Raw genomic sequence first — 20,312 nt, forward strand, 5'->3', positions numbered from 1 at the left:
TTCTCCACTTCCTTTTCAAATTTTTATACGAGTCTTGCTCATAACAATGTCGTAAATTTCTACAGCAGTTCTTCTAAGCCTTGCGCTTCCAATTGAATCGTGACCTTGTCCAAAAGTTGGATATTTTCCGATTTTAAGTATTCAAGCTTGGACTTTATTAATACGTCGATAAGCGCGCTTCTTGTTTCGCCGATGCTTTCCCATTTTGCTTGATGATTAAGTAAATCGACTAAGGTTAACTGTTCATAATCATTGCCGGCAAAAGTTAAATCGGGATTGACTTGATACCAGAGATCTCCCGTTTCCCTGATCCAATCTTCACCGATATATTCAATCGCTGTGCGGATTTCCTTCGCAGCCTGCAAATATTTTTCATCCTTTGTTTGTTCGTAGCATTCTAACAATAAATTGGCTCCTCCTAAAATATGGTTCAAGGAGGCGTGAGTTTTTTGACTCGGATCATAAGGGGAAAAATAGTCGGAAATAAAGAGGCCGTCTCCTGCATGAATAACATTTTCGATCGCGATCTGTTCAATTAAGTAGTCGCCATAATGGAGCTGGGCATCTGTTAACTCTTGGATTTGCAGCTCTTCGCCCATTTTATGTAAATAGAGCGCGATAAACTCGTTATGACGCGTATCGATGTATGGCGCATTTAATCCATAGGCTTTTTGGAGCCAGGTACTGGTGTACTCTGTTTCCCATATGGAAGTATCCTTTTCTTTCCGGTATTCGTATAAATCAGCTACAGAGTTTACCGACAAATTATAGAAATATCTTTCTTTTTCTGTGAAATAGCGGTCAATCGCTTCACGATCGACCATCACGCCAAGATTTCGCCCATATCCTTCCTGTGTGTAGGGCTCAATCGACCATGGCAGTTTTTTGAGCGGCCCGCCAATCGTCAGCCAGCCGTTTGCCTCTTTATACTGTTCGATTTGGTAGTGAATCCAGCTTTCATGGTGTTTCGGCTCGGCAAACAGTTCTTCATTCGCAAGCATGAACCATCCTTCTGCTAATTCTCCCTTACTGGCAGTTAGAGGGAAAGATAGCGTCAGTTGCTCATCCTCCGTTTTAAGATCATATTCGGCAAATTCATCATGAAGCTCTCGCACATCACTTTTCAACCCATTATCGTATTCTTTTTGAAGGGGGATAGAGGTGTATTGCTTGCTTAACACAAGCTGAAGCGCACCTTCTCCTTCCCCTGACAGTTCAAACAAGCCGATTGGCTGCGTCGTTCGATCCATCCCTGTATTGCCATCATGGGTTCGTTCAAATTCAAATGCATCCCAAGTTGTAAACTCATAATCGTTCATATGGTGAAAAGGAACATGAATTTGGATGGGAACTTCCTTCTTCTCCAGCTCTCCTTCTAATTGCAGGAAGACAAGTTGATCGCCGTTATCGATCGTTCTTACTTTTACATGTAATGAACCGGCTTCCTTCCTCCCCTTTTTCACGTCAAACTCGTAACGGATGTCATCGTATACGTTTAAGAGGCTAGAGTTCTCTTTTTTTACCTCAACGAATGAATAATCCTCAGAAGTAATTCTCATTGAAGCCTCCTCCAGAAGTGGAACCTCAACAGGTTCCTTTGGAGAGGATTGGCAGCCAGCTAAAACGAGAAACAAAGAACATAAAAAGAACCTTTTCATAAAAACAACCACCTTAATTTCTAGCCTTCTTTTTGACAATTCCGAGCAAACGGGTGAAGCCTTCTCGGTAAAAGATGTATACACCAGCTACATATAAGACAACACCAAGTGGAATCAGGATTAAGAGCTGAACAAGTGAGTAGAGCTCTCCGATTGGCGTAATCTTTTGGAGCATGTATAACGGCACGGCCATGATCAATGTTGGAATGAGCACACGAATGATTAGGTTGAACAGCTTTACTGCCTCAGAGCGATCGAAATCCTTATAAACAATGAACGTCGTCACGGTTAAATAATAGAGAGAAACGAAGGCGCTCGATAATGCCAGCCCAGGATAGCCAAAAGGCTTCACGAAAAGCCAGTTTAAAAGGACGTTCAAGGCAATGGTCGTTACGCTTACTCGGAAAATAATCGCTGTTTTTCCTCTTGCGTACATCGACTTAGAGATAATGTATTGCAGCCCTTGTGTGACAATCATCGGCAAGTAAAAGACGAGTGCAATGTAGGTCGCATGGGTATCCTCAGCAGAGAATTTTCCTCTTTCATAAATAAAGGAAATCGCCTGTTCCCCGACGAGAAATAATCCTACAGCAACGGGCATTAACGTGACCAAAGAGATTTGCATTCCCATGAAAACAGTGGATTGGAACTTTTTCAGATTGTCAACCTGCTCTGACAGCAGCGTGAAGATGATCACCGCGATCGTCGTTCCATAAATCGTGTGCGGAATACTGACGAGCAGTGACGCGTTATTTAAATAGGTTACCGCACCATTGATTGTCCCGGAAGCAAATGTTTTATTGACAAACATATTGATTTGTCCAACGACAGAATTCAGGAGAGAAGGGACGAGAAGGACAAGAAAGGCTTTCCCAAATTCCTTCTCCACTTTGAGCGTTGGATTCCACTTGTATCCACTTCTATGTAAATAGTAAAACTGAATCACGGAACCGAGTATCGTTCCGAAAATAAAACCGTACGCTAAACTATTAATGCCCCATCTTTCTGAGAACAAGAGGGCGAATACGGCACCCATCAAAGTCGCCAGCAATTTGGAAATTTGCGATGGCACGAACACTCTTCTTCCTTGTAAATAGGAATCGAGAATGCCGTTTAAGGCAATGGCACTCATGAAGAGGAAAAAGAATTTCGTGATGCTAATGGCCACCTCTTCAGTCGTTGGGCTCATGTCCCCATAAATAAAAGGAACAAAATACGGAACTAAGAAATAGCCGCCAACGGTCACGACTAAGAAGATTAAAAATGTTAAATTCATGACGCCGTTTGCGTTCTGTTCCGTTTCTACTGGTTTTTCCTTTCGATTCTGTACATATAATGGAAGAAAGACGTTGTTAAACCCTCCGCTAATCATCGCGATTACAAGGGTGATAAATGAAAAAGCAAGGATGTAAGCATCCGTATATTCGGTCGCCCCGAACTGGCGGGCGATAATACTCTCCCGGAGAAATCCGGACAGTTTCAGAACAATCGCTAATAAAGTAATCAGCAGGGCTGATTTTTTTAATGATGGCAAATTCCTTCACTTCCTACTCAGTTTCCGAGGGAAATTTTGTATTTAATCACTCAAAACGAGGGTGTCCCCCAAATTTTAGGGGACACCCTCAACCAATAAGCATTAGCCCCGTCTCATCTGCCTTTGAAAAAACATGTAATTGAATGTTATCGGCGATATTTTCGATATATCGGCGAAAAACGGAATTTATCGGCGTTTATGAAAATATATCGGCGAAACATAAGATTTATCGGCGAAACATAAGATATATCGGCGAAAAAACAATTATATCGGCGAAACGTCCAAAGCACTCATTACTTTTCTAAAGCCGATAGATAAATTTGTTCGTACTTCTCCGCTGCGGCTAAATGGGAATATTGTTCCTCGATCTTTTTTCGTGCTTGTTCCGCTAGGCTTGCTCCTTTAGTCGGGTTTTCAAGCAGAGCGATCATCGCCTCGCTTAATTGTTCCACATTGCGTTCCTCCACGAGGAGACCGTCTTTTTCATGCTCGACGATTTCTTTTAAGCCGCCGACTGCGCAGGCGATAAGGGGAACACCGGAACCCATTGCCTCAAGGGCGGAGATCGATGTCGCTTCTTCTACCCCTGCCGAGTGAATGCTTGGCACAAGAACGACGTCAGAAAGGGCAAAATAATCCTTGACCTTGCTGTGGGGAATCGCCCCTAATAATTGCGCGTTCTCCGTTAGTCCTTTTTCCGCAATCAGGTTTTTCAACTCTTCGTATGCTTCGCCCATTCCTGCATAGACAAGCTTCGCATTGGGAAATTGCTCCAATACCTTCGGCAAGGCTAGAGCCGGATAAATCACCCCGTTTTTCTTCGTTAAACGGCGTGGTACGAAGAAAATTTGCTCGTCCTCCTTAAAGCCGTATTGGCGGCGAAGTTCACTTTTTCTCTCAACTGCTGGCTTGAAATCATGGATATCAATGAAATTTCGAATCGCATTTCCTTCGACGCCTGCCTGGTTATACACATAGTCCTTAATTCTTTGATCGACAGTAATGACTTTTCTAGTGCTTTTAAAGGCTTTTTTCTCCATCTCTTGTAGGAATTTCGCCTCATCGCTGTTTTCGCTCACAGAGCCGGCACTTACTGCTTCAAAAGCCATATATCCGTGCACCGTTGAAACGGTCGGAATCCCTGATTCAATCGAAGCGAAGGTAGCAAAGACGTCCTGAGCATTGATAATATCGTAGCCTTGACCCTTTCGCTCTGCAATCAGCTCCTCAAGCATTTTCTGTCTCGCTTTACGGCTCCAAATAATTCCTTTGCCTTTTTTAAATTTATTGAGAACGAAGCTAGGTCCTCGCGCATACCATTTTCTTTTCCAGCTTGGTGCGTCGCTGAATGAAACGATATCCACTTCATGTCCTCTTGCTTCAAGCCCGGCTTTTAACGTGGTGACATGGGTAGATAAGCCGCCAGCATGGGGGTAATCAAAAACGGTTGTAATTAAAATTTTCATTTTATCTTCTCCTCAGGTATTGTTCGTGTGAAACGGCCTCCTTCGCTACACAAAAACCTGCCCTATTTTAAAAAGTGTTCCTTCAATAAATCGATATTTTCCATTGCGTCTTGACGCATTTTAGCTGCCTGTTCTTCGATGCGGGAGCTGAGCACAGCTCGCTTGCTGAAGACAGTGCGAGCATTATCCACTAGCTTTTGCCCGTCAAGCTCCTCTAGTTGGAAGGAATATTCCCACATTCCTGAACGTTTCAGCAAGCTTTCTACCTTTTTATCGTAGCTAATGCCGATATGGGGAACAGCTACTAAAGCAGAAAAGATCAGGGAATGGAGCCTTAATCCAATTGTGATCTCACACTCGGCAATAAAATTTAAATATTGATTTGGTGAAAAATCGGGTCCTAACACATGACAATGCTCTTTATACTTCATTTGCTCTAACACATGGTTCGATGCGCGTACGTCATGATGCCCTTCCATCGGAACGAAGACAGGAGTAACGCCGTCTTGTTCAATTAACTCGTCTAATGCCCTGCCAATTTCCTCATAATGAGCCGTGTGCTGAAACCATGGACGAACGGAAACGGCCAAGATTTTTTCATCCCCCCGTAAAGGAAGGCTCTTCATGCAGGCGTCATCCTCCTTCTTTTTAAAGGCGAAGACGATATCTGCCGTGACTTTTGATTCCGGGCGATTGACGCCAAGCTTATGAAGCAAGTCTTTCGAGAACTGATCACGCACGGTAACGAAATCAGCCATATTGGCAAAAATCTTCATTAAAATTTTTCCCCATAAACTATTAACGGGACCAATCCCTTGGGAAAAAAACATGACCTTTGTTCCACATAGTTTCGCTAAGAATACAATTAATAAATAATACGGCAATGGCCCGAACAGAAATTTTGTCGGGTATGTATCTTGAAGAAGGCCGCCGCCACCGCTAATCAGCAGATCAGCTTCCTTTAACGCTTTAACTTTTCCTTTAAAATCATGACGCCAACCACGATAGACACTTTTTACTTGATGAGTTTCGGCAGTTTTATTTGGGGACAATGAAAAAACCGTGATCTCTGGATCGGGTAATTCTTCCTTAAGATTATCGACGATTGCCTCAAGAATCGCCTCATCTCCAGTGTTCCCAAGACCGTAAAAACCTGAAATAACAACTTTCAAAAAAGGAATCCTCCTTACGGATAAAAATAAATTTAGTTCAATAGAAAGCCAACCTTTATTTTATCATCAGAATACGTGACATTCAATGTAATTGGTGCAAGGTTTGGCGGAATTTGTTATACTATGTTAGGATTAAAACCAAATTAATGAATAGAGAAACTTGACTGAAAAGAGGTCCTAAAGGATGAAGAAAATCTGTGTTGTTGGTTTAGGATATATTGGATTACCAACATCGGCGGTCTTTGCTCGCGCTGGTTATGACATTGTTGGTGTTGATATTAGCGAGCGAGTAGTGAATATGTTGAATCAAGGTGAAATTCATATAGAAGAAGTTGGTCTGCCTGAATTGGTGAAGGAAGTTGTCGAAAAAGGCAAATTAAGAGCATCTGTAACACCGGAGAAAGCAGATGTCTTCATTATTGCTGTGCCAACGCCGATTCACGAAGATCTCTCGGCTAATGTCGATTACGTGATCGATGCGACAAAGGCAATTGTCCCATTTTTGGAGAAGGGCAATGTCGTCATCGTCGAATCAACGATTCCGCCGAGAACGATGGATGATATCGTTGCGCCAATTCTTCAGGAAGCAGGATTCAATACAATGGATGATATTTATTTAGCTCATTGTCCAGAGCGGGTACTTCCAGGACGTATTTTAATTGAGCTTATTGAAAACACGAGGATTGTTGGGGGAACAACGCCTGAAGCAGCGAAGCGGGCAGCGGATGTTTATCGTACGATCGTGACAGGTGATGTGATTGAGACCGAAGCGGTGACAGCGGAAATGTCGAAATTAATGGAGAACACCTTCAGAGATGTGAACATTGCATTGGCCAATGAATTGGTGAAAATTTCAAGTCGACTTGGCGTCAATGCCCATAAAGTCATTGAATTGGCTAATAAGCACCCGCGCGTCAATATTCACCAGCCAGGTCCTGGCGTTGGTGGACATTGCCTTGCCGTTGATCCTTATTTCATTGTTGAGAAGGCCCGTGAGGAATCTCCGCTCATTAAATTATCAAGGGATATTAATAATTCAATGCCGCACTTTGTCGTCGAAAATGTGGAGAAGCTGACGGTTGAATTAAAGGAGCCAAAAATTGCGGTATTTGGGTTAACGTATAAGGGAAATATTGATGATGTACGAGAAAGCCCGGCGCTTGAAATTGTCGAAATGCTCATGGGCAACCCGCGTTTTCATATTAACGTATGGGATCCCCATGTCAAGCAGGAGCAAGTGGGCTTTGATTTACATTCATTTGAAGAAGCGGTAACGGGAGCGCATCTCGTTTTAATCCTTGCTGATCACCAAGAGTTTAAAGTGCTGACCGAGGACAGCTTTGCTGCGATGAAAACAGCGGTTGTATTTGATACGAAAAACTGTTTGCATTTACAGTCTGAAAAGGTTCAAGTGCTTAAGCTAGGAAACTTAAGAGAACTTAGAACAATACAGGAATAGGAAGTATTCTATATGGAGAAAGAACAATATTTAGGCGTTGACGTCTCCCTTTTAACATACGATGAGATTCTTGCTGCTACGAAAGAGCGAATTGCCAAAGGGGAGCAGTCGACCATTATTGCCGTCAATCCTGAAAAAGTGATTGTCGCCAATCAAGATCCGCTCGTAAAGGAGCTTATTAACGGCTCGACCTTTCAAATTCCCGATGGAGTTGGCATCTTGCTCGCATCAAAGCTAAAAGGCGGCAAGCTAAAGGAACGCGTCACAGGGGTTGACATGATGGAAAGACTGCTCCAGTTTGCCGCACAAGAAGGACATGGCGTCTTTTTCTACGGCGCAAAAGAGGAAGTCGTCTCAGAAGCGAAGCGGAAATTGGAAGAACGCTACCCATCATTACAGATTGTAGGCTATGAAAATGGCTATGTGACCGATCATGAAAAACTGGTCGAAAGCATCAATCAATCGGGTGCGACCCTCTTATTTGTTGCATTAGGAAGTCCAAAGCAGGAATTATGGATACGCGAGCATATGCCTAAGCTCAATGTTAAAGTCTTTCAAGGAGTTGGTGGAAGCTTTGATGTCTTTGCTGGAAAAGTCAAAAGAGCGCCCCTGTTCTTTAGAAAGCTTGGCTTAGAATGGTTCTACCGTCTCATGAAGGAACCGAAAAGGTTGAAGCGGCAACTAAATTTACCTCGATTCTTGTGGAGAGTTTTAAAGGATCGCTAAGGAGTAGAAAGCATGATTCGATTCTATCAAAAAGGCGACGAACATGAAATCAATGCGCTGTTTTTCGAAGTATTTGGAAAACAGCGCTCCCTTTTGCATTGGAATTGGAAGTTTATGGACAACCATTTGCAGCAATCCCTCATCCTTATCGATGAGCAAGAGGGGCAACTAGCTGGACATGTTGCCTTAGTTCCAAGTGAAGCGAAATGGCATGATCGAGAAGTGAAGCTTGGGGCGAGAAATGACACAATGGTTTCCCCGAAATTTCGTGGGAAAGGAATTTATGGCGACCTGAACAAGGCATTAATTTCTTCCTCAAAACAACATGATTACGATTATTTATACGGCTACCCGGCAGAAAAAGCAAAAAAGCTCTTTATCCGTTATACCGATGCGACGGAAATAGCGCAAATTCCGCGCCTGATGAGAATTAATCGTTTGTCAGCTTTAGTCATGAATCGAATTCCATTATTAAAGCTGGCAAAACCGATTTTCTTATTGCTTGATCGTTTTTTTACGGTAAAAGAGTCGAAGCCTCCTGCAGCATTTGAGATCAAATCGATTACCCACTGCGGTTCGGAATTTGATCAGCTATGGGAGCAGGCGAAAAATGTGGCCCCGATTTTGCTCAAGCGCGATGCGAAATTTCTGAACTGGCGCTTTCACAATCATCCAGATCGGAACTATCAAATGCTCGGATTATTTGAAAATGGCACACTTCTCGGTTATGCCGTTATTCATGTAGAGGAAAAGAAGTTCGGCAAAGGAACGGTGCTAAACGGGACGATCGTCGATCTGTTGGCGATTGAGAAGCGCGCTGTTTGGGATGCGTTAATCCGTGCAACTTTACAAAAACTCCGCCAAGCGGACATTATCCAAACATGGGCATTGCCGCATACGGAGCTTTATCCATTGCTGAAACAGCAGCGCTTCGTTCATAAGGATAGTCCCATGTCCTTGGTGGGCAAATATATAAATGAAGATTTACATGAATCAGAGACGACAGATTCTATTGAAAACTGGTATATTACACCAGCGGATGTGGATTCTTTCTAGGAGGATGAGAGATGGCATCGAATCTGAAAAGGGCGGTTTTGAATTTAGCAAAGCCAATCGTCCTTCCGGTTACAAGAGCAAAATTAAAAAGTTTCTATCAGGGAACCCTACCTCTCACACCGATCGGCACAGAAAAAGTATTGGTGTTGGCGCCCCATGTCGACGACGAAACGATCGGGCTTGGCGGAACGCTGAACGAGCATCTGAATAAGGGCGGGCACGTAACCGTGGCCTATATAACGGATGGCTCAGGCAGCGTCAGCTCCTTGGCGAAAGCAGAGTTGATCCGGAAGCGGAAGGAAGAAGCGGAAGCGGTGCAAAAGCTGTTCGGCTTTCAAAGCATCCGCTATTTAGATTTGCCCGATGGCAAGATTGAAAGCAACGACGACTCTCGCACGCTCATGCTTGAACTGCTTGAGGACGTTCGTCCAGAGATTGTTTATTGTCCAACCTTTGTGGATTGTCACCCTGATCATGTCGCAACGGGCAGGATCTTAGCCGATGTGCTCGCCAGCGAGGACAGCACGACTGTTCAGTCGGTTCGTTTATATGAAATCAATTGCCCGATTCCTCCGAATGAAATCAATGTTGTCGTCAATATTACGGATTCCTTGGCGAAAAAGGAAGAGGCTGTGGAAATTTTCCAATCGCAGGCAATTGATTTTGATGGCTTTATTGAATTGAGCAAACTAAAAGCAGAGCTAACAAAGGAAGCCAATGTTCGTGCAGTTGAAACCTTTTTACAAATTCCAGCTGTCCACTATCCTGCTCAATTTCAAGAGGTCGACAAGGACAAGCACCGCTATTCACAACTTTTTAAGCAAGTTAATAAAGCGGTCACCCTCTTGTGGGGAATCTTTAAAAACTTAGAATTAAAGAAACAAATTTACGGCAATCGTCATAAGGAGACAAAGGGAGCATGAAGATATTACATGTCATTAGTGGTGGAGAAACCGGAGGATCGAGGAAGCATCTCGTCACGCTGCTTGCACAATTTCCGAAAGAAATGGTGACATTGGCTGTCTTTCAAGAAGGGGCTCTCGCCGAAGAAGCGCGGGAAGCAGGCATCCAAGTGGAAGTGTTCAAACAGTCTTCACGATACGACCTCTCGATCCTGAACCGCCTTGTCCGTTTTGTGCAAGAGGAAAACTTTGATATCCTTCATACCCATGGTCCGCGAGCCAATTTATTTGGAATTTACGTTTCATTGCGTTCCCAGATTAAATGGGTCACGACCGTTCACAGTGATCCCATGCTCGACTTCATGAAGTCTGGGCTAAAGGGAACGATTTTTACAAAGCTTCATCTTCTCGCATTAAAAAGAATGGATTACTACTTTGCTGTATCGGCATTATTTAAAGAAAATTTAGTGAAGATGGGGATCCCTTCCGAGAAAATTAAAACGATTTATAATGGAATTGAGTTTAACGAACTGTCGGCTACCCCGATCAAGCGGGAAAGTTTGGGCATAGGCGAAGAGGACTTTGTCATGACGATGGTGGCGAGACTGCATCCGGTCAAAGGCCATGAAGTCGTCTTTCAGGCGTTAAAGGAAGTGCAATTGCCGCAAGTAAAGCTGCTCCTTGTGGGCGATGGTCCGATTAAGGAAGAATTGCACGCCAAGGTGAAAGCTTTAAATATCGAAACTGAGGTGAAATTCCTCGGCTTTCGTGATGATGTTGATGCCCTTTATGCGACATCGAATCTCGCGCTGCTGGCTTCATATAGTGAAAGCTTTCCACTCGCCTTGCTTGAAGCAGCGAATCAAAGGTTGCCGCTCATTACAACAGATGTTGGCGGCGTCCGTGAACTCGTCCGTACCGATGAAACAGGTTGGATCGTTCCGATTAAAGATGCGGAGGCGCTCGCTGCGGCGATCAATAGTGCATATGCCCGTTGGCAAGAAGGGATACTAACGGAGATGGGAGAGAGACTATACGATCACGCATCCCAACATTTTTCTTTAAACCATCTATATAGAGAGATAATCGAAACATATGAAAAAATGATCATTGTCTAGACGCATAAATTCATGTAAGCTATACAAGGAAATGCGTGATTTTGAATAAGGGAGTAACAGAATGGAGAATAAAAACACGATAACTTACTATTTAGTAGTACTTAGTTTATTTTTAATACCGATTGTTTATTTTAAAACGTATGTGGGCCCCATCCCACTTTCCATTGAGATTATTTTAATTCCACTTGTAACACTAGCTGCCATTTACGAATTTCTAAAGGGGAAAATTCGCTTAAATGATTTCAAGGTGTTGCCTCTAGCGTTAGCATTTGCGTTGTTTTTCATCATCTCGGCCATCTCCGTCATACATGCGGTCGATTTAAAATCAGCCGTTATGGAAATAGCGCGCTACTTATCCTACGTCGTTCTATTTCTGATTGTCGCGAAGGTTGATTTTTCGAAGAAGCAATATTTAGGCTTTGGCCTGGCATTTGGTGCCGCTGTTGTCATCATTGGCGCATTCGGGATTATTCAATACATCTTTGGCATCTCCCTTAATACAGCAGGGCTTTACGCATTGCAAGAAGCAAAGGGAAGAGTCGATTCAACCCTTGTTAATCCCAATTATTATTCTGCGTTCTTAAATTATATTATTCCAACATTAATTTTGCTTTCTGTTGTCTATTTCAAGAATCGTACTGTCCAATTGCTCATTTTTGCCGTCTATGGCATTTATGTTGTCAACGTCATCTTAACGTATACACGCGCTGCTTGGGTCACAATGGCCTGCGCCTTTATCTTAATGGTCCTGTTAATTCCAAAGCAGTTCTTAAAAAATGTGATCAAGCCGCATATTTTCATTTCTTTTGTCATTTTAATCACTGTCGTCTTCTTTTTACCGGACTTTCAGTCGCGGGCAAACTCGGCCTTATATGCAATCGAGAAATTATTGCCTAGCGGCGTCTCCCTCAACATTGCCAAAGGAGATCCGGAAGACCTAGAAGGTGATGATGGTGAACTGCTGGAAGAAGAGGACGAAATCGAGGATGCGACGACAAGCAGAGCGGTTGTCTCGAGAACAACCTTATGGAAAACGGGCTGGTTTATGCTTAGAGATAACCCGGTTCTCGGCGTTGGAATGGGAAATTACACCGCCAACTATAAGGAATATGTAGAGAAGTATCCAGAGCTATATATTGGCCATGACAGCTACTCTGTTCACAACTCCTATCTGAAAGTGGGAGCAGAAACCGGCTTTATCGGCTTAGCCGCTTTTCTTCTTATTTATATCATGTACTTCCTGACCCTAATCAAGCTGTATTTTAAACAGAACCTATTAGGAAAAGTACTGGCAATCGGTTTATTTGTTGGAAGCGTCTGTTACATGGTACAAAACCTGTCGAACAACTTAATCTTTATACCGCAGCTGAACGTTACCTTCTGGTTAACCGCCGGCTTAATGTTAGCCTTCCTGCATAAAAACAAACAGGAGCAAGAGCGGATACATTTTTAAAATAAGCACCCATTTAGGGTGCTTATTTTATTGATCTGAAAGCACTCTCAAGCATATTTTCAAAAGTGTTATATTTTGATACATGAGGAAAATATAGATAATTTATTTCCTAGATTAACTTTTTAATAAAAAAACTTCCATTTTTTAATCCATATATGTATAATATAGTAGTGCAACCTATATATTGGGTACATGGCACTATTTCAGTCTTCTTTCCTATTAGACTTTTATACTGGTAATATTTACAGACTGTGAATTTTGTAAAAAACAGTTGAAAAATAGTAGAATTTTGGTAGAATGGAAACATGTTAAACATTCCATTTTTGCTAAAATGTACTTTCATTTCTTATTTTTACCGTATAGTTTAGTAGAATAGGGATTTTGACTCAACTAGTGTTACCCGTCAATGAGCAATCATTGATAAAATAATTTTTTTGCAAAACAAGGAGGAAATATTACATGGCTTACCAACCAAAGTCTTACCGTAAGTTTGTAGCAACTGCTGCTACTGCAACATTAGTTGCATCTGCTGTTGCTCCAGCTGCTGCTGCGGGATTTACTGATGTTTCAGACAATTACAAAGAAGCAGTAGATTTCGTAGTTTCTAAAGGAGCAAAAGGTTTAACTGAAACAAAATTCGGTGTTAGTGAAAACATCAAGCGTGTTGACGCTGCTGTATTGCTTGCTAACGTACTTGAGCTAGACACTGAGAAAGCTCCAGCTGCTGGTTTCACTGATGTACCTGCTCGTGCTCAAGGTGCTGTTAATGCACTTAAAGCTGCTGGTATTACAAACGGTAAATCAGACACTAAATTCGGTGCTAACGATTTAATCACTCGCGGCGAACTTGCTATCTGGATTCAAAAAGGATTTGGATTAGAAGGAAAAGCTGATATTAAATTTACTGATGTAGGTTCTCGTTACACTGAAGCAGTTGCTGCTTTAGTAGCGAACAAAATCACTCAAGGTAAAAACCCAACACAATTCGGAACAGCTGACAACGCTAAGCGTGGAGACTATGCGATCTTCTTACATAGAGCAGACCAAGCACAATCTCCAGCAACTCCAGAAGTTGTGGGTGTAACAGCGGTTAACCCTACTACTTTATCATTTACTGGTACAGGGTTAAAATCGCTTAAAGCAGAGAATATTACTGTTGAGGGTAACACTGTAACAGCTGTATCTTCTACTGATGGTAAAACTGCTACTGTATCACTTGGAGGGACGCTTCCAGTTAGTAAAGATGTTAAGGTTACAGTAAAATCTGGTGAGGTAACTAAAGAATTCACTGTAAACTATGCCCTAGAAGCTAAAAAAGTTGCTATAAAAGATGCAATTTTTGATGACGATACAAATGGTCAAAAGCTTACAGTTCTTGTTGATGGTGTGGAAACATCTGTAGATTACCTATTATCAGCTGGTTATTCTGTAGTGTTTAACGCATATGATAAGGATGGAAAAGTTGCAAATACTGAATTGTTTGGTACAACAGGTGACGTTGCAAGCACTACAGGACAATTAAAGAACAATAGTCCAATTAATTTAGGTGAGTATACAGTAACTGTAGTAATTGCTAAAGGCTCTACAATTCTTACTTCAGAAGCTGCTAAAATTACTGTCCGTAATATTGATAATGCTGCAACTGCAATAACTAAATATGAATTCATTTTAGATAAAGGTGCTGCAGGAGTTAGTACAGAAGATTTTGAATTAAATAGTAAAACACTTGTAATTGGTGAGAAAGCATACATCGGTACAGTGACACTAGGTGTGGGTTCTGCTGCAACAGAAATCAGTGGAGTTGGAACAGGTTCAATCGTAGAATATAAGTCTTCTAATCCTGCTGTAGTTTCAGTTGATTCAACTTCGAAATCTATCACTGCTGAAGGTGTAGGTACAGCAACAATTACTATGACTGTAGGTAAGGTATCACAAACATTTACAATCACTGTAAAAGGTGAACAAAGAAAAGCTGTCAAAGTTAACGCATCTAATTCAACTCATATTGTTAATAGAGCTATCTCTAAAAGTTTTGATGTAGTAGACCAATATGGAGATCCATTTGATGGTGTAACAGATTTAGAAGTTGTTGCCCCAGTAAGTGTAGCAGGTTTCGATGCAAATCCAAAGCCAGTTACAGCTTCTAAAGGAACAGCTACTGTAGCAATCGGAACACCTACAACTGCTGGTCAATCTGGAACTGTTGTGGTTCGTAACGCAAATACTAAGGCTACTGTTGGAAGCTTTTTAATTAAAACTACTGCTCAGGATAGTGTTGCATCTACAAAACTAGCTATCGCAAGCAGTTCAAAATCTAAAGATGAAATTTTAAATGCTGACTTAGCTAGTGATAATACTTTAACTTACATTTTAAGAGACTACACTTCTGAAAATGTAGTTGTGAAGAGTTATGGTGCAGCTGATTATACAGATTATGTTGTGAGATTTAATGGTTCTGTTGTATCAGTGAATGGTGATACAACTGGCGAATATACCCTAACTGCTACAGATGAAAATATTCATCTAGCAATTACTGGAGCTGGTTCAACTACAGTATCTGTATTTGATGCTAGTGGTAAGTTAGTTGATTCTAAAGTTGTAACAGTTAAGCAAGCTGCTACTAAGATTACTTCTGTTAACTGGAAGACTGTTCCTGTAATTAATTACACAACAGAAATTAACTACAAAACTGTTTTAGATATTACTGAAGGTGTTAATGGAACAGATTCAATCGTTAAAGGAATTACTTTATCTTCACCAGTAGCAAATGCAATTCGTATTGCTGAGAATTCACCAGCAGGTACGTTTGAAGTTGGAGATATCTACATTGACCGTAATGACAACGGTGTTGCAGATGCTGGAGATACACTAATAGGTAAATTAACTTATAGTGCAACTTCTACTTCGACTGGAGCACTTGTACCTCTAATTGGATCTCCAGTTGATGGTACAGAAAAAACTTCATTGGCTGTAGGAACTCCTGCTAAAGGTTACTTGAACTTTGTAATTACTGATGAAACTTCTTCAGACTCTGTTAAGCCAGTAGTTTCTACTAAATCTGTAGAAGTAGATGTTAAATAAGTAAAGAGTAATTTTAGGTTAGTATAACAATCAAAAAACTTAGTTTTTAAAAGCTCTGATGAGAGGACACTCTTATTCAGAGCTTTATTTTTTTTGTTCTATAATATGGTTCTATAATATTTGTTGGGGTTAATACACCATTAATTGTGCAAAAAAAGAGCACGATATCCCCCATTCTTTTATACTTGAATTGACGAGAAACAAGTATAGAGTGGGGATACGTGCATGATGAATTCTAACATATTTTTACCTAGATTTGAAGAAGTGATCATTAAGAAGACAGAAATAGTAGAGGATAAGTATTGCTTCTATGTGAAATGCTTGTAAAAGAACATTCCTATGTGAACTGTGGGGCACTAACATCTAAGGTACATGATGTTCGAATTTGAAAAAATCATGTATTTAAAGATTTTTGAGTGTCACACACGGATATTTTACATAAGCCGTTTTGCGTGTAAATGTGGGAAAAGATTTGAAGAAGTGAATCCATTTTTGAAAAATGACGGTCCATTTTGAATTTCGTTGCAGCAATGTTTAGATAAAAATGCTCTATCGGGAAAATCAATAAATTAAGGAATTGTATAAAAATTCTGGCATTTTGATAAAAAAATAATGAAAAAACTTCATAAAAATTCAGCATTGATTGTTATTGTCTTATAATCGTAAGTGACGTATTCCATCTTTTTTATAGCAACAGTAACATGGTAAAAGGCATAGTGACTTTCTTTATTACTGCCAATTGTTTATTGCAAAATAGAAGTGCAGAGCTTTGCAAGAGGAAAATGCAGAGTCCTGCACTATTTTTATAGGCAGGGAAAATAAAAAAAGACTTGCCAGTCACCCCAAGTCCCTCTACTGTAATTGGTGTCGAATCAATTTAGAGTGGAGGAAAAGAAAGGATGCTAGCAATGTCTGATATTAATTGTATCAAACACTTAAGAAACAACAAAGGCTTATCTATTACCAAAATACAACAAACATTAAAAATAAACTGGAGAACAGCAAAGAAGTATGCAGATGAGGAGCAATTACCAACAACAAAGATCTCTCCTAAAAAGGGAATGATGCATGATGAGAACTGAGGAGAAATTGTTTCGGATTGGCTTTTTGAGGATTCCAAATTAAGAAGAAAAGAAAGAAGAACTAAAAAGAAATTATTCCAAGAACTACAGGAGTTAGGTTTCAAGGGGTCCTATCGGACTCTATGCTATTTTGTTCAAGATTGGAACAATACCCATCACCATGAAAAAGATAAAGGCTTTGAACGATTAGAACATCCCCCAGGGGAAGCACAAGTAGATTTTGGCGTAATGGAAGCTGTTCAAGATGGGGAACTAGTAGATATAAGATTGCTCATCATGTCCTATCCAAATAGTAATGCTGGATTTGCAGTACCTCTCCCAGCAGAGAATCAAGAATGTTTCCTACATGGACTTCAGCTATTGTTTAAACAAGCTGGGGGTGTCCCAATGAAATTAAGAATTGATAATTTGTCACCTGCCGTAAAAAAAGTACGTACAAAAACAGAGGAAGTCCAACTAACAGATGAGTTCATGGCCTTTCAGAATCATTATGGTTTTGAAGTTCAGGCATGTAATCCTAGAAGTGGCCATGAAAAGGGAAATGTTGAAAACAAAGTAGGTTATATTCGATATAACTTTTTTAATAAGGCTCCCATCATGACTAGTTTTGAAGATTTAACCGTTCAATTAGAGAAGCAACTAATTGAGGACCGAAATCGACTACACTACGAAAAGAATGTATTAATAAATGAACTGTGGGAGGATGAGAAAAAGTACTTACTGCAGCTCCCGAAAGTAGAGTATCCCGTATTTAAAGAAGAGATGGGGAAAGTGAATAAATACAATGAAATAAAACTAGATCAGGTGCTTGTTCATGTTCCAAGGGCGTCCAATTATAGTTTGCTTCACGTTCAATTAACATGGAACTCAGTCAAGGTCATCTCACCTGACGGCGAGATATTATTAGATGACTATCGACCTTATATGAAAAAGCGAAAGGCGCTTCCGTGGATTTCAATTTTTAAAACGTGGATTAATAAGCCGAGGTCCGTCGCTTATTCTAGGTATAAAGAATATTTACCCGGAAGGGTTAAGAGTTACCTACTTGTTGAACACTTGGTCATACGAAGAGAACGCTTAAAGGCAGTGGCAAGCTTACTTGTTACACATGATATGAAGCGTATTAACGAGGAATTCTACGAGTTAATCGCTGAAGAGCGACTGGGAAAAGAAGAGAATCCATTCGAGATAAATTGGTCAGATTACGATTCCTTGACCGCAAGTAAGGAGGTTACTCCATGAGCGAGCAACTCCGAAATAAGTGTAAATCATTACGGTTAGCTTATATAGCTGAAGTCTATGAACAGATCCCTTTTGATACGAAAGAGCAGTTTTTGAGTGATCTATTAGATGAGGAGTTACATTTGAGAGAAATAGCAAAAGCTCATCGTCTTATTAAGAAAGCTAGATTTCTAGATAAAAAAAGTTTAGAAGAATATGAGTGGACAGAGCAAATCCATATGCCCTCTCATCTTGATAAAGAGGAATTATTCAGGCTGGATTTTATAGAGAAACAACAAAATGTCTTACTCGTAGGAACTCCCGGAACAGGTAAAACACATCTGGCAACCGGGTTAGGCAGAAAGGCATGTGAAATGGGTTATGAGGTAGGATTCTATCGTGTCTCACATCTCGTGGAAGAATTGGAGAAGGCTTTGAAGTTAAATCGACTCTCTTCTTTCAGAAATAAAATTCATAATTTAGATTTGGTAATCCTAGATGAAATGGGCTATCTACCCTTTAGTAAGGAAGGAGCCGAGCTATTATTTCAACTTATTTCTGAGTGTTACGAGCAGAAAAGTCTTATTCTGACATCGAACCTAGAATTTAGTCAGTGGAATCGGATATTTGCCGATTCTAGACTAACAGCTTCATTAGTTGATCGTTTAATACATCACGCTCACATTATCACTTTTCAGGGGGAAAGTTACCGTCTTTCAAACGCTCTATCAAAAAGAAGGTAATCTCCCCGGGTGGCAAAACTCTGCATTTTTGATTGCGCAAATCTGCACTTTTCTATTGCAAAATACACCAATAGCATTACTAATATTGATTAGAAAAGTCTGCCACCATGAACCTACTAAATTACATAAAATATCCGCATGCTTCAACCTTCTAAAAACAACAATTGAAGACCTCACTGAGCAAGGTCTCCAATCACAAATGTAAAAGTGATCATGCTCTGTACAAAACACTAACTAAATTGCTTATCATTTACACAACTTATTCCATATGTAGACTATATAAACATCGTTATCTTCATTTCTTCTCCGCCTTATTCATTTCCTTTTTCAGCTTTAACAATAATCTTTGCTTTTTCACTAAGTATTGGGTGATCGGGTAGCGATCAGGGCCAACGGTTAATCGTTTATATTGGTCGGCTGTCGTCAGCTTGTGGTTGAAAGAAGACTGCTGTCCTGGAATCGAGAATGATAAGTCATTCATAAACAAAATCAATGTACGTGCTCGTAAAAAGAATGTTCGTTTAATATGATCAGGGTTGAACCAGATATTATCTTCATGAAATCGCGATCTTGTTGGGAAAAGGATAATTTGTTCAATCGGGTCAACGACAATTGGGCAAAGGTGGTTTTTACCAAGGAGCCATTTAGCGGTATCAAGGGCGCTTTTTAAGTTATAGCCATTGCAGCGAATGCTGTAATCAATGACCTTCAGCGGGGGAAGAGTGACAACAAATAGACGATCTACTTCTCTGACGAGGGAATAGTGGTTCCCTTGTCGATCAAAAATGCTTGAAATACAGATCATTTTTGGCGATATTCGATAACTTTCTTTTAAGTACAATGGTTTCATCCTCCTTAAATTTATTAGCCCCATCCGCACTTAACTGGTTATCATCACTCTTAAAAAATATGATAATTAGCCTATACAATAACTCCTTTTCTTCTAAATTAGTGAAAATGGGTCTAAATACCTCAATACCAAAATACTATTATTTGGAAGAAAAATCAGCAAATGAAACAGTAAAAATGTGACAAAAATAGTAAATTTTTAAAAATAAAAAGAAGACGATCTCTATAGAAATTAAACATAGAGACCGTCTTCTTTTGTTTGCCTTCAAGAAAAGGGATGGCTTCTCACATAAAGAGAGCAAGAACCAAAAAGGTTGTTTTTTTAGCAACACATCTCGCAGTCATCACAAGATAATCAAGCGCTGACGATTTTCGAGCTTATTATAGAGCGTACATGGATTAGAGAGCCTCAGCTTTATTCGCTTTAGCTGCATCAACCATGAGTAAAATAGCAGTAATAATATGCATGACCATTCCTACAAACGGAATCCATGCAATCGCAGATGTCACAATGCCAAGAATGCTCCCATGCTTACTCTCATTATCTCGCAAAGAAAAAACTAACGTAATAATATGCAATATCCCCATTAGCATTAAAGGTGTCCACAGGTATGCAAGGACAATAGTACCACCGATAATCGGTATCCCTAAAAATGCTTCAAGCCCTCCTGTGACCCATTTTAAAATGGTTGATACTTTCATTGCGCACATAACCTCCTCTTACGATCTAAATTGTCCATAACTAGCGAAGTGGATGAATGAATAATGAATGATGACGAATGGACGATTTAA

General features: G+C 40.5%; 16 protein-coding genes. 10 read left to right on the plus strand and 6 right to left on the minus strand.

The window, feature by feature from the left end:
- Positions 1–59: 59 nt before the first annotated feature.
- The 4 genes from FCJ93_RS09165 to csaB all read right to left on the minus strand — a co-directional run bounded on the left by FCJ93_RS09165 (position 60) and on the right by csaB (position 5,830).
- Positions 60–1,658 carry a hypothetical protein gene (locus FCJ93_RS09165; protein ID WP_137743494.1) on the minus strand — a complete coding sequence of 533 codons (1,599 nt, stop codon included), beginning with the start codon at positions 1,656–1,658 and terminating at the stop codon, positions 60–62.
- Positions 1,659–1,671: 13 nt separating this feature from the next.
- Positions 1,672–3,192 carry a murein biosynthesis integral membrane protein MurJ gene (murJ, locus tag FCJ93_RS09170; protein ID WP_137743495.1) on the minus strand — a complete coding sequence of 507 codons (1,521 nt, stop codon included), beginning with the start codon at positions 3,190–3,192 and terminating at the stop codon, positions 1,672–1,674.
- Positions 3,193–3,485: 293 nt separating this feature from the next.
- On the minus strand, positions 3,486–4,658 hold the full coding sequence (locus tag FCJ93_RS09175) for a glycosyltransferase family 4 protein (RefSeq protein WP_137743496.1): 1,173 nt from the start codon (positions 4,656–4,658) through the stop codon (positions 3,486–3,488).
- A gap of 62 nt (positions 4,659–4,720) precedes the next feature.
- Positions 4,721–5,830 carry a polysaccharide pyruvyl transferase CsaB gene (csaB, locus tag FCJ93_RS09180; protein ID WP_137743497.1) on the minus strand — a complete coding sequence of 370 codons (1,110 nt, stop codon included), beginning with the start codon at positions 5,828–5,830 and terminating at the stop codon, positions 4,721–4,723.
- A gap of 184 nt (positions 5,831–6,014) precedes the next feature.
- On the opposite strand from csaB, the gene FCJ93_RS09185 reads away from it, so the two are divergent.
- The 10 genes from FCJ93_RS09185 to istB all read left to right on the plus strand — a co-directional run bounded on the left by FCJ93_RS09185 (position 6,015) and on the right by istB (position 18,671).
- On the plus strand, positions 6,015–7,289 hold the full coding sequence (locus FCJ93_RS09185) for a nucleotide sugar dehydrogenase (RefSeq protein ID WP_137743498.1): 1,275 nt from the start codon (positions 6,015–6,017) through the stop codon (positions 7,287–7,289).
- Between the two features lie 12 nt (positions 7,290–7,301).
- The gene (locus FCJ93_RS09190) at positions 7,302–8,015 is read left to right on the plus strand and encodes a WecB/TagA/CpsF family glycosyltransferase (protein WP_137743499.1); all 714 of its coding nucleotides are present in this window, start codon (positions 7,302–7,304) and stop codon (positions 8,013–8,015) included.
- A 12-nt stretch (positions 8,016–8,027) separates the two neighbouring features.
- Entirely contained in the window at positions 8,028–9,071 is a 1,044-nt protein-coding gene (locus tag FCJ93_RS09195; RefSeq protein WP_137743500.1) for a GNAT family N-acetyltransferase, read from the plus strand.
- 11 nt (positions 9,072–9,082) lie between these two features.
- Complete coding sequence (locus FCJ93_RS09200; RefSeq protein ID WP_137743501.1) at positions 9,083–9,994, plus strand: PIG-L deacetylase family protein; 912 nt, start codon at positions 9,083–9,085, stop codon at positions 9,992–9,994.
- Entirely contained in the window at positions 9,991–11,091 is a 1,101-nt protein-coding gene (locus tag FCJ93_RS09205) for a glycosyltransferase (protein ID WP_137743502.1), read from the plus strand. The genes FCJ93_RS09200 and FCJ93_RS09205 overlap by 4 nt, the downstream gene beginning before the upstream one ends.
- 61 nt (positions 11,092–11,152) lie before the next feature.
- Positions 11,153–12,544 (plus strand): O-antigen ligase family protein, encoded by a 1,392-nt coding sequence (locus FCJ93_RS09210; RefSeq protein WP_137743503.1) that lies wholly within the window; start codon positions 11,153–11,155, stop codon positions 12,542–12,544.
- 459 nt (positions 12,545–13,003) lie between these two features.
- Positions 13,004–15,625, plus strand: a complete 2,622-nt coding sequence (locus FCJ93_RS09215) for an S-layer homology domain-containing protein (RefSeq protein ID WP_137743504.1) — start codon at positions 13,004–13,006, stop codon at positions 15,623–15,625.
- A 908-nt stretch (positions 15,626–16,533) separates the two neighbouring features.
- A complete protein-coding gene (locus FCJ93_RS25760; protein ID WP_328592000.1) occupies positions 16,534–16,707 on the plus strand; it encodes a hypothetical protein in 174 nt (57 codons plus the stop codon).
- 6 nt (positions 16,708–16,713) lie between these two features.
- Positions 16,714–17,949 (plus strand): IS21 family transposase, encoded by a 1,236-nt coding sequence (gene istA, locus FCJ93_RS09220; protein ID WP_328592001.1) that lies wholly within the window; start codon positions 16,714–16,716, stop codon positions 17,947–17,949.
- Positions 17,946–18,671: an IS21-like element helper ATPase IstB gene (istB, locus tag FCJ93_RS09225; protein ID WP_137743505.1), complete on the plus strand. Its 726-nt coding sequence runs from the start codon at positions 17,946–17,948 to the stop codon at positions 18,669–18,671. Before istA ends, istB begins: the two co-directional genes overlap by 4 nt.
- A 295-nt stretch (positions 18,672–18,966) precedes the next feature.
- Here istB and FCJ93_RS09230 read toward each other — a convergent pair whose 3' ends face one another.
- On the minus strand, positions 18,967–19,512 hold the full coding sequence (locus FCJ93_RS09230) for a competence protein ComK (RefSeq protein ID WP_170211271.1): 546 nt from the start codon (positions 19,510–19,512) through the stop codon (positions 18,967–18,969).
- Positions 19,513–19,919: 407 nt separating this feature from the next.
- A complete protein-coding gene (locus FCJ93_RS09235) occupies positions 19,920–20,222 on the minus strand; it encodes a hypothetical protein (protein WP_137743507.1) in 303 nt (100 codons plus the stop codon).
- Positions 20,223–20,312: the final 90 nt, after the last annotated feature.

The sequence above is a fragment of the Robertmurraya siralis genome, assembly GCF_005502275.1.
In the GTDB taxonomy this organism is placed as follows: domain Bacteria; phylum Bacillota; class Bacilli; order Bacillales; family Cytobacillaceae; genus Robertmurraya; species Robertmurraya siralis.

Excerpts from the sequence above, each read along its gene's own strand:
- FCJ93_RS09195 (WP_137743500.1), top strand. The coding sequence starts at position 8,028 with ATGATTCGATTCTATCAAAAAGGCGACGAACATGAAATCAATGCGCTG.
- istB (WP_137743505.1), top strand. The coding sequence starts at position 17,946 with ATGAGCGAGCAACTCCGAAATAAGTGTAAATCATTACGGTTAGCTTAT.
- FCJ93_RS09185 (WP_137743498.1), top strand. The coding sequence starts at position 6,015 with ATGAAGAAAATCTGTGTTGTTGGTTTAGGATATATTGGATTACCAACA.
- FCJ93_RS25760 (WP_328592000.1), top strand. The coding sequence starts at position 16,534 with ATGTCTGATATTAATTGTATCAAACACTTAAGAAACAACAAAGGCTTA.
- FCJ93_RS09215 (WP_137743504.1), top strand. The coding sequence starts at position 13,004 with ATGGCTTACCAACCAAAGTCTTACCGTAAGTTTGTAGCAACTGCTGCT.
- FCJ93_RS09210 (WP_137743503.1), top strand. The coding sequence starts at position 11,153 with ATGGAGAATAAAAACACGATAACTTACTATTTAGTAGTACTTAGTTTA.
- FCJ93_RS09235 (WP_137743507.1), bottom strand. The coding sequence starts at position 20,222 with ATGAAAGTATCAACCATTTTAAAATGGGTCACAGGAGGGCTTGAAGCA.
- FCJ93_RS09190 (WP_137743499.1), top strand. The coding sequence starts at position 7,302 with ATGGAGAAAGAACAATATTTAGGCGTTGACGTCTCCCTTTTAACATAC.
- FCJ93_RS09200 (WP_137743501.1), top strand. The coding sequence starts at position 9,083 with ATGGCATCGAATCTGAAAAGGGCGGTTTTGAATTTAGCAAAGCCAATC.
- FCJ93_RS09165 (WP_137743494.1), bottom strand. The coding sequence starts at position 1,658 with ATGAAAAGGTTCTTTTTATGTTCTTTGTTTCTCGTTTTAGCTGGCTGC.
- FCJ93_RS09205 (WP_137743502.1), top strand. The coding sequence starts at position 9,991 with ATGAAGATATTACATGTCATTAGTGGTGGAGAAACCGGAGGATCGAGG.
- FCJ93_RS09175 (WP_137743496.1), bottom strand. The coding sequence starts at position 4,658 with ATGAAAATTTTAATTACAACCGTTTTTGATTACCCCCATGCTGGCGGC.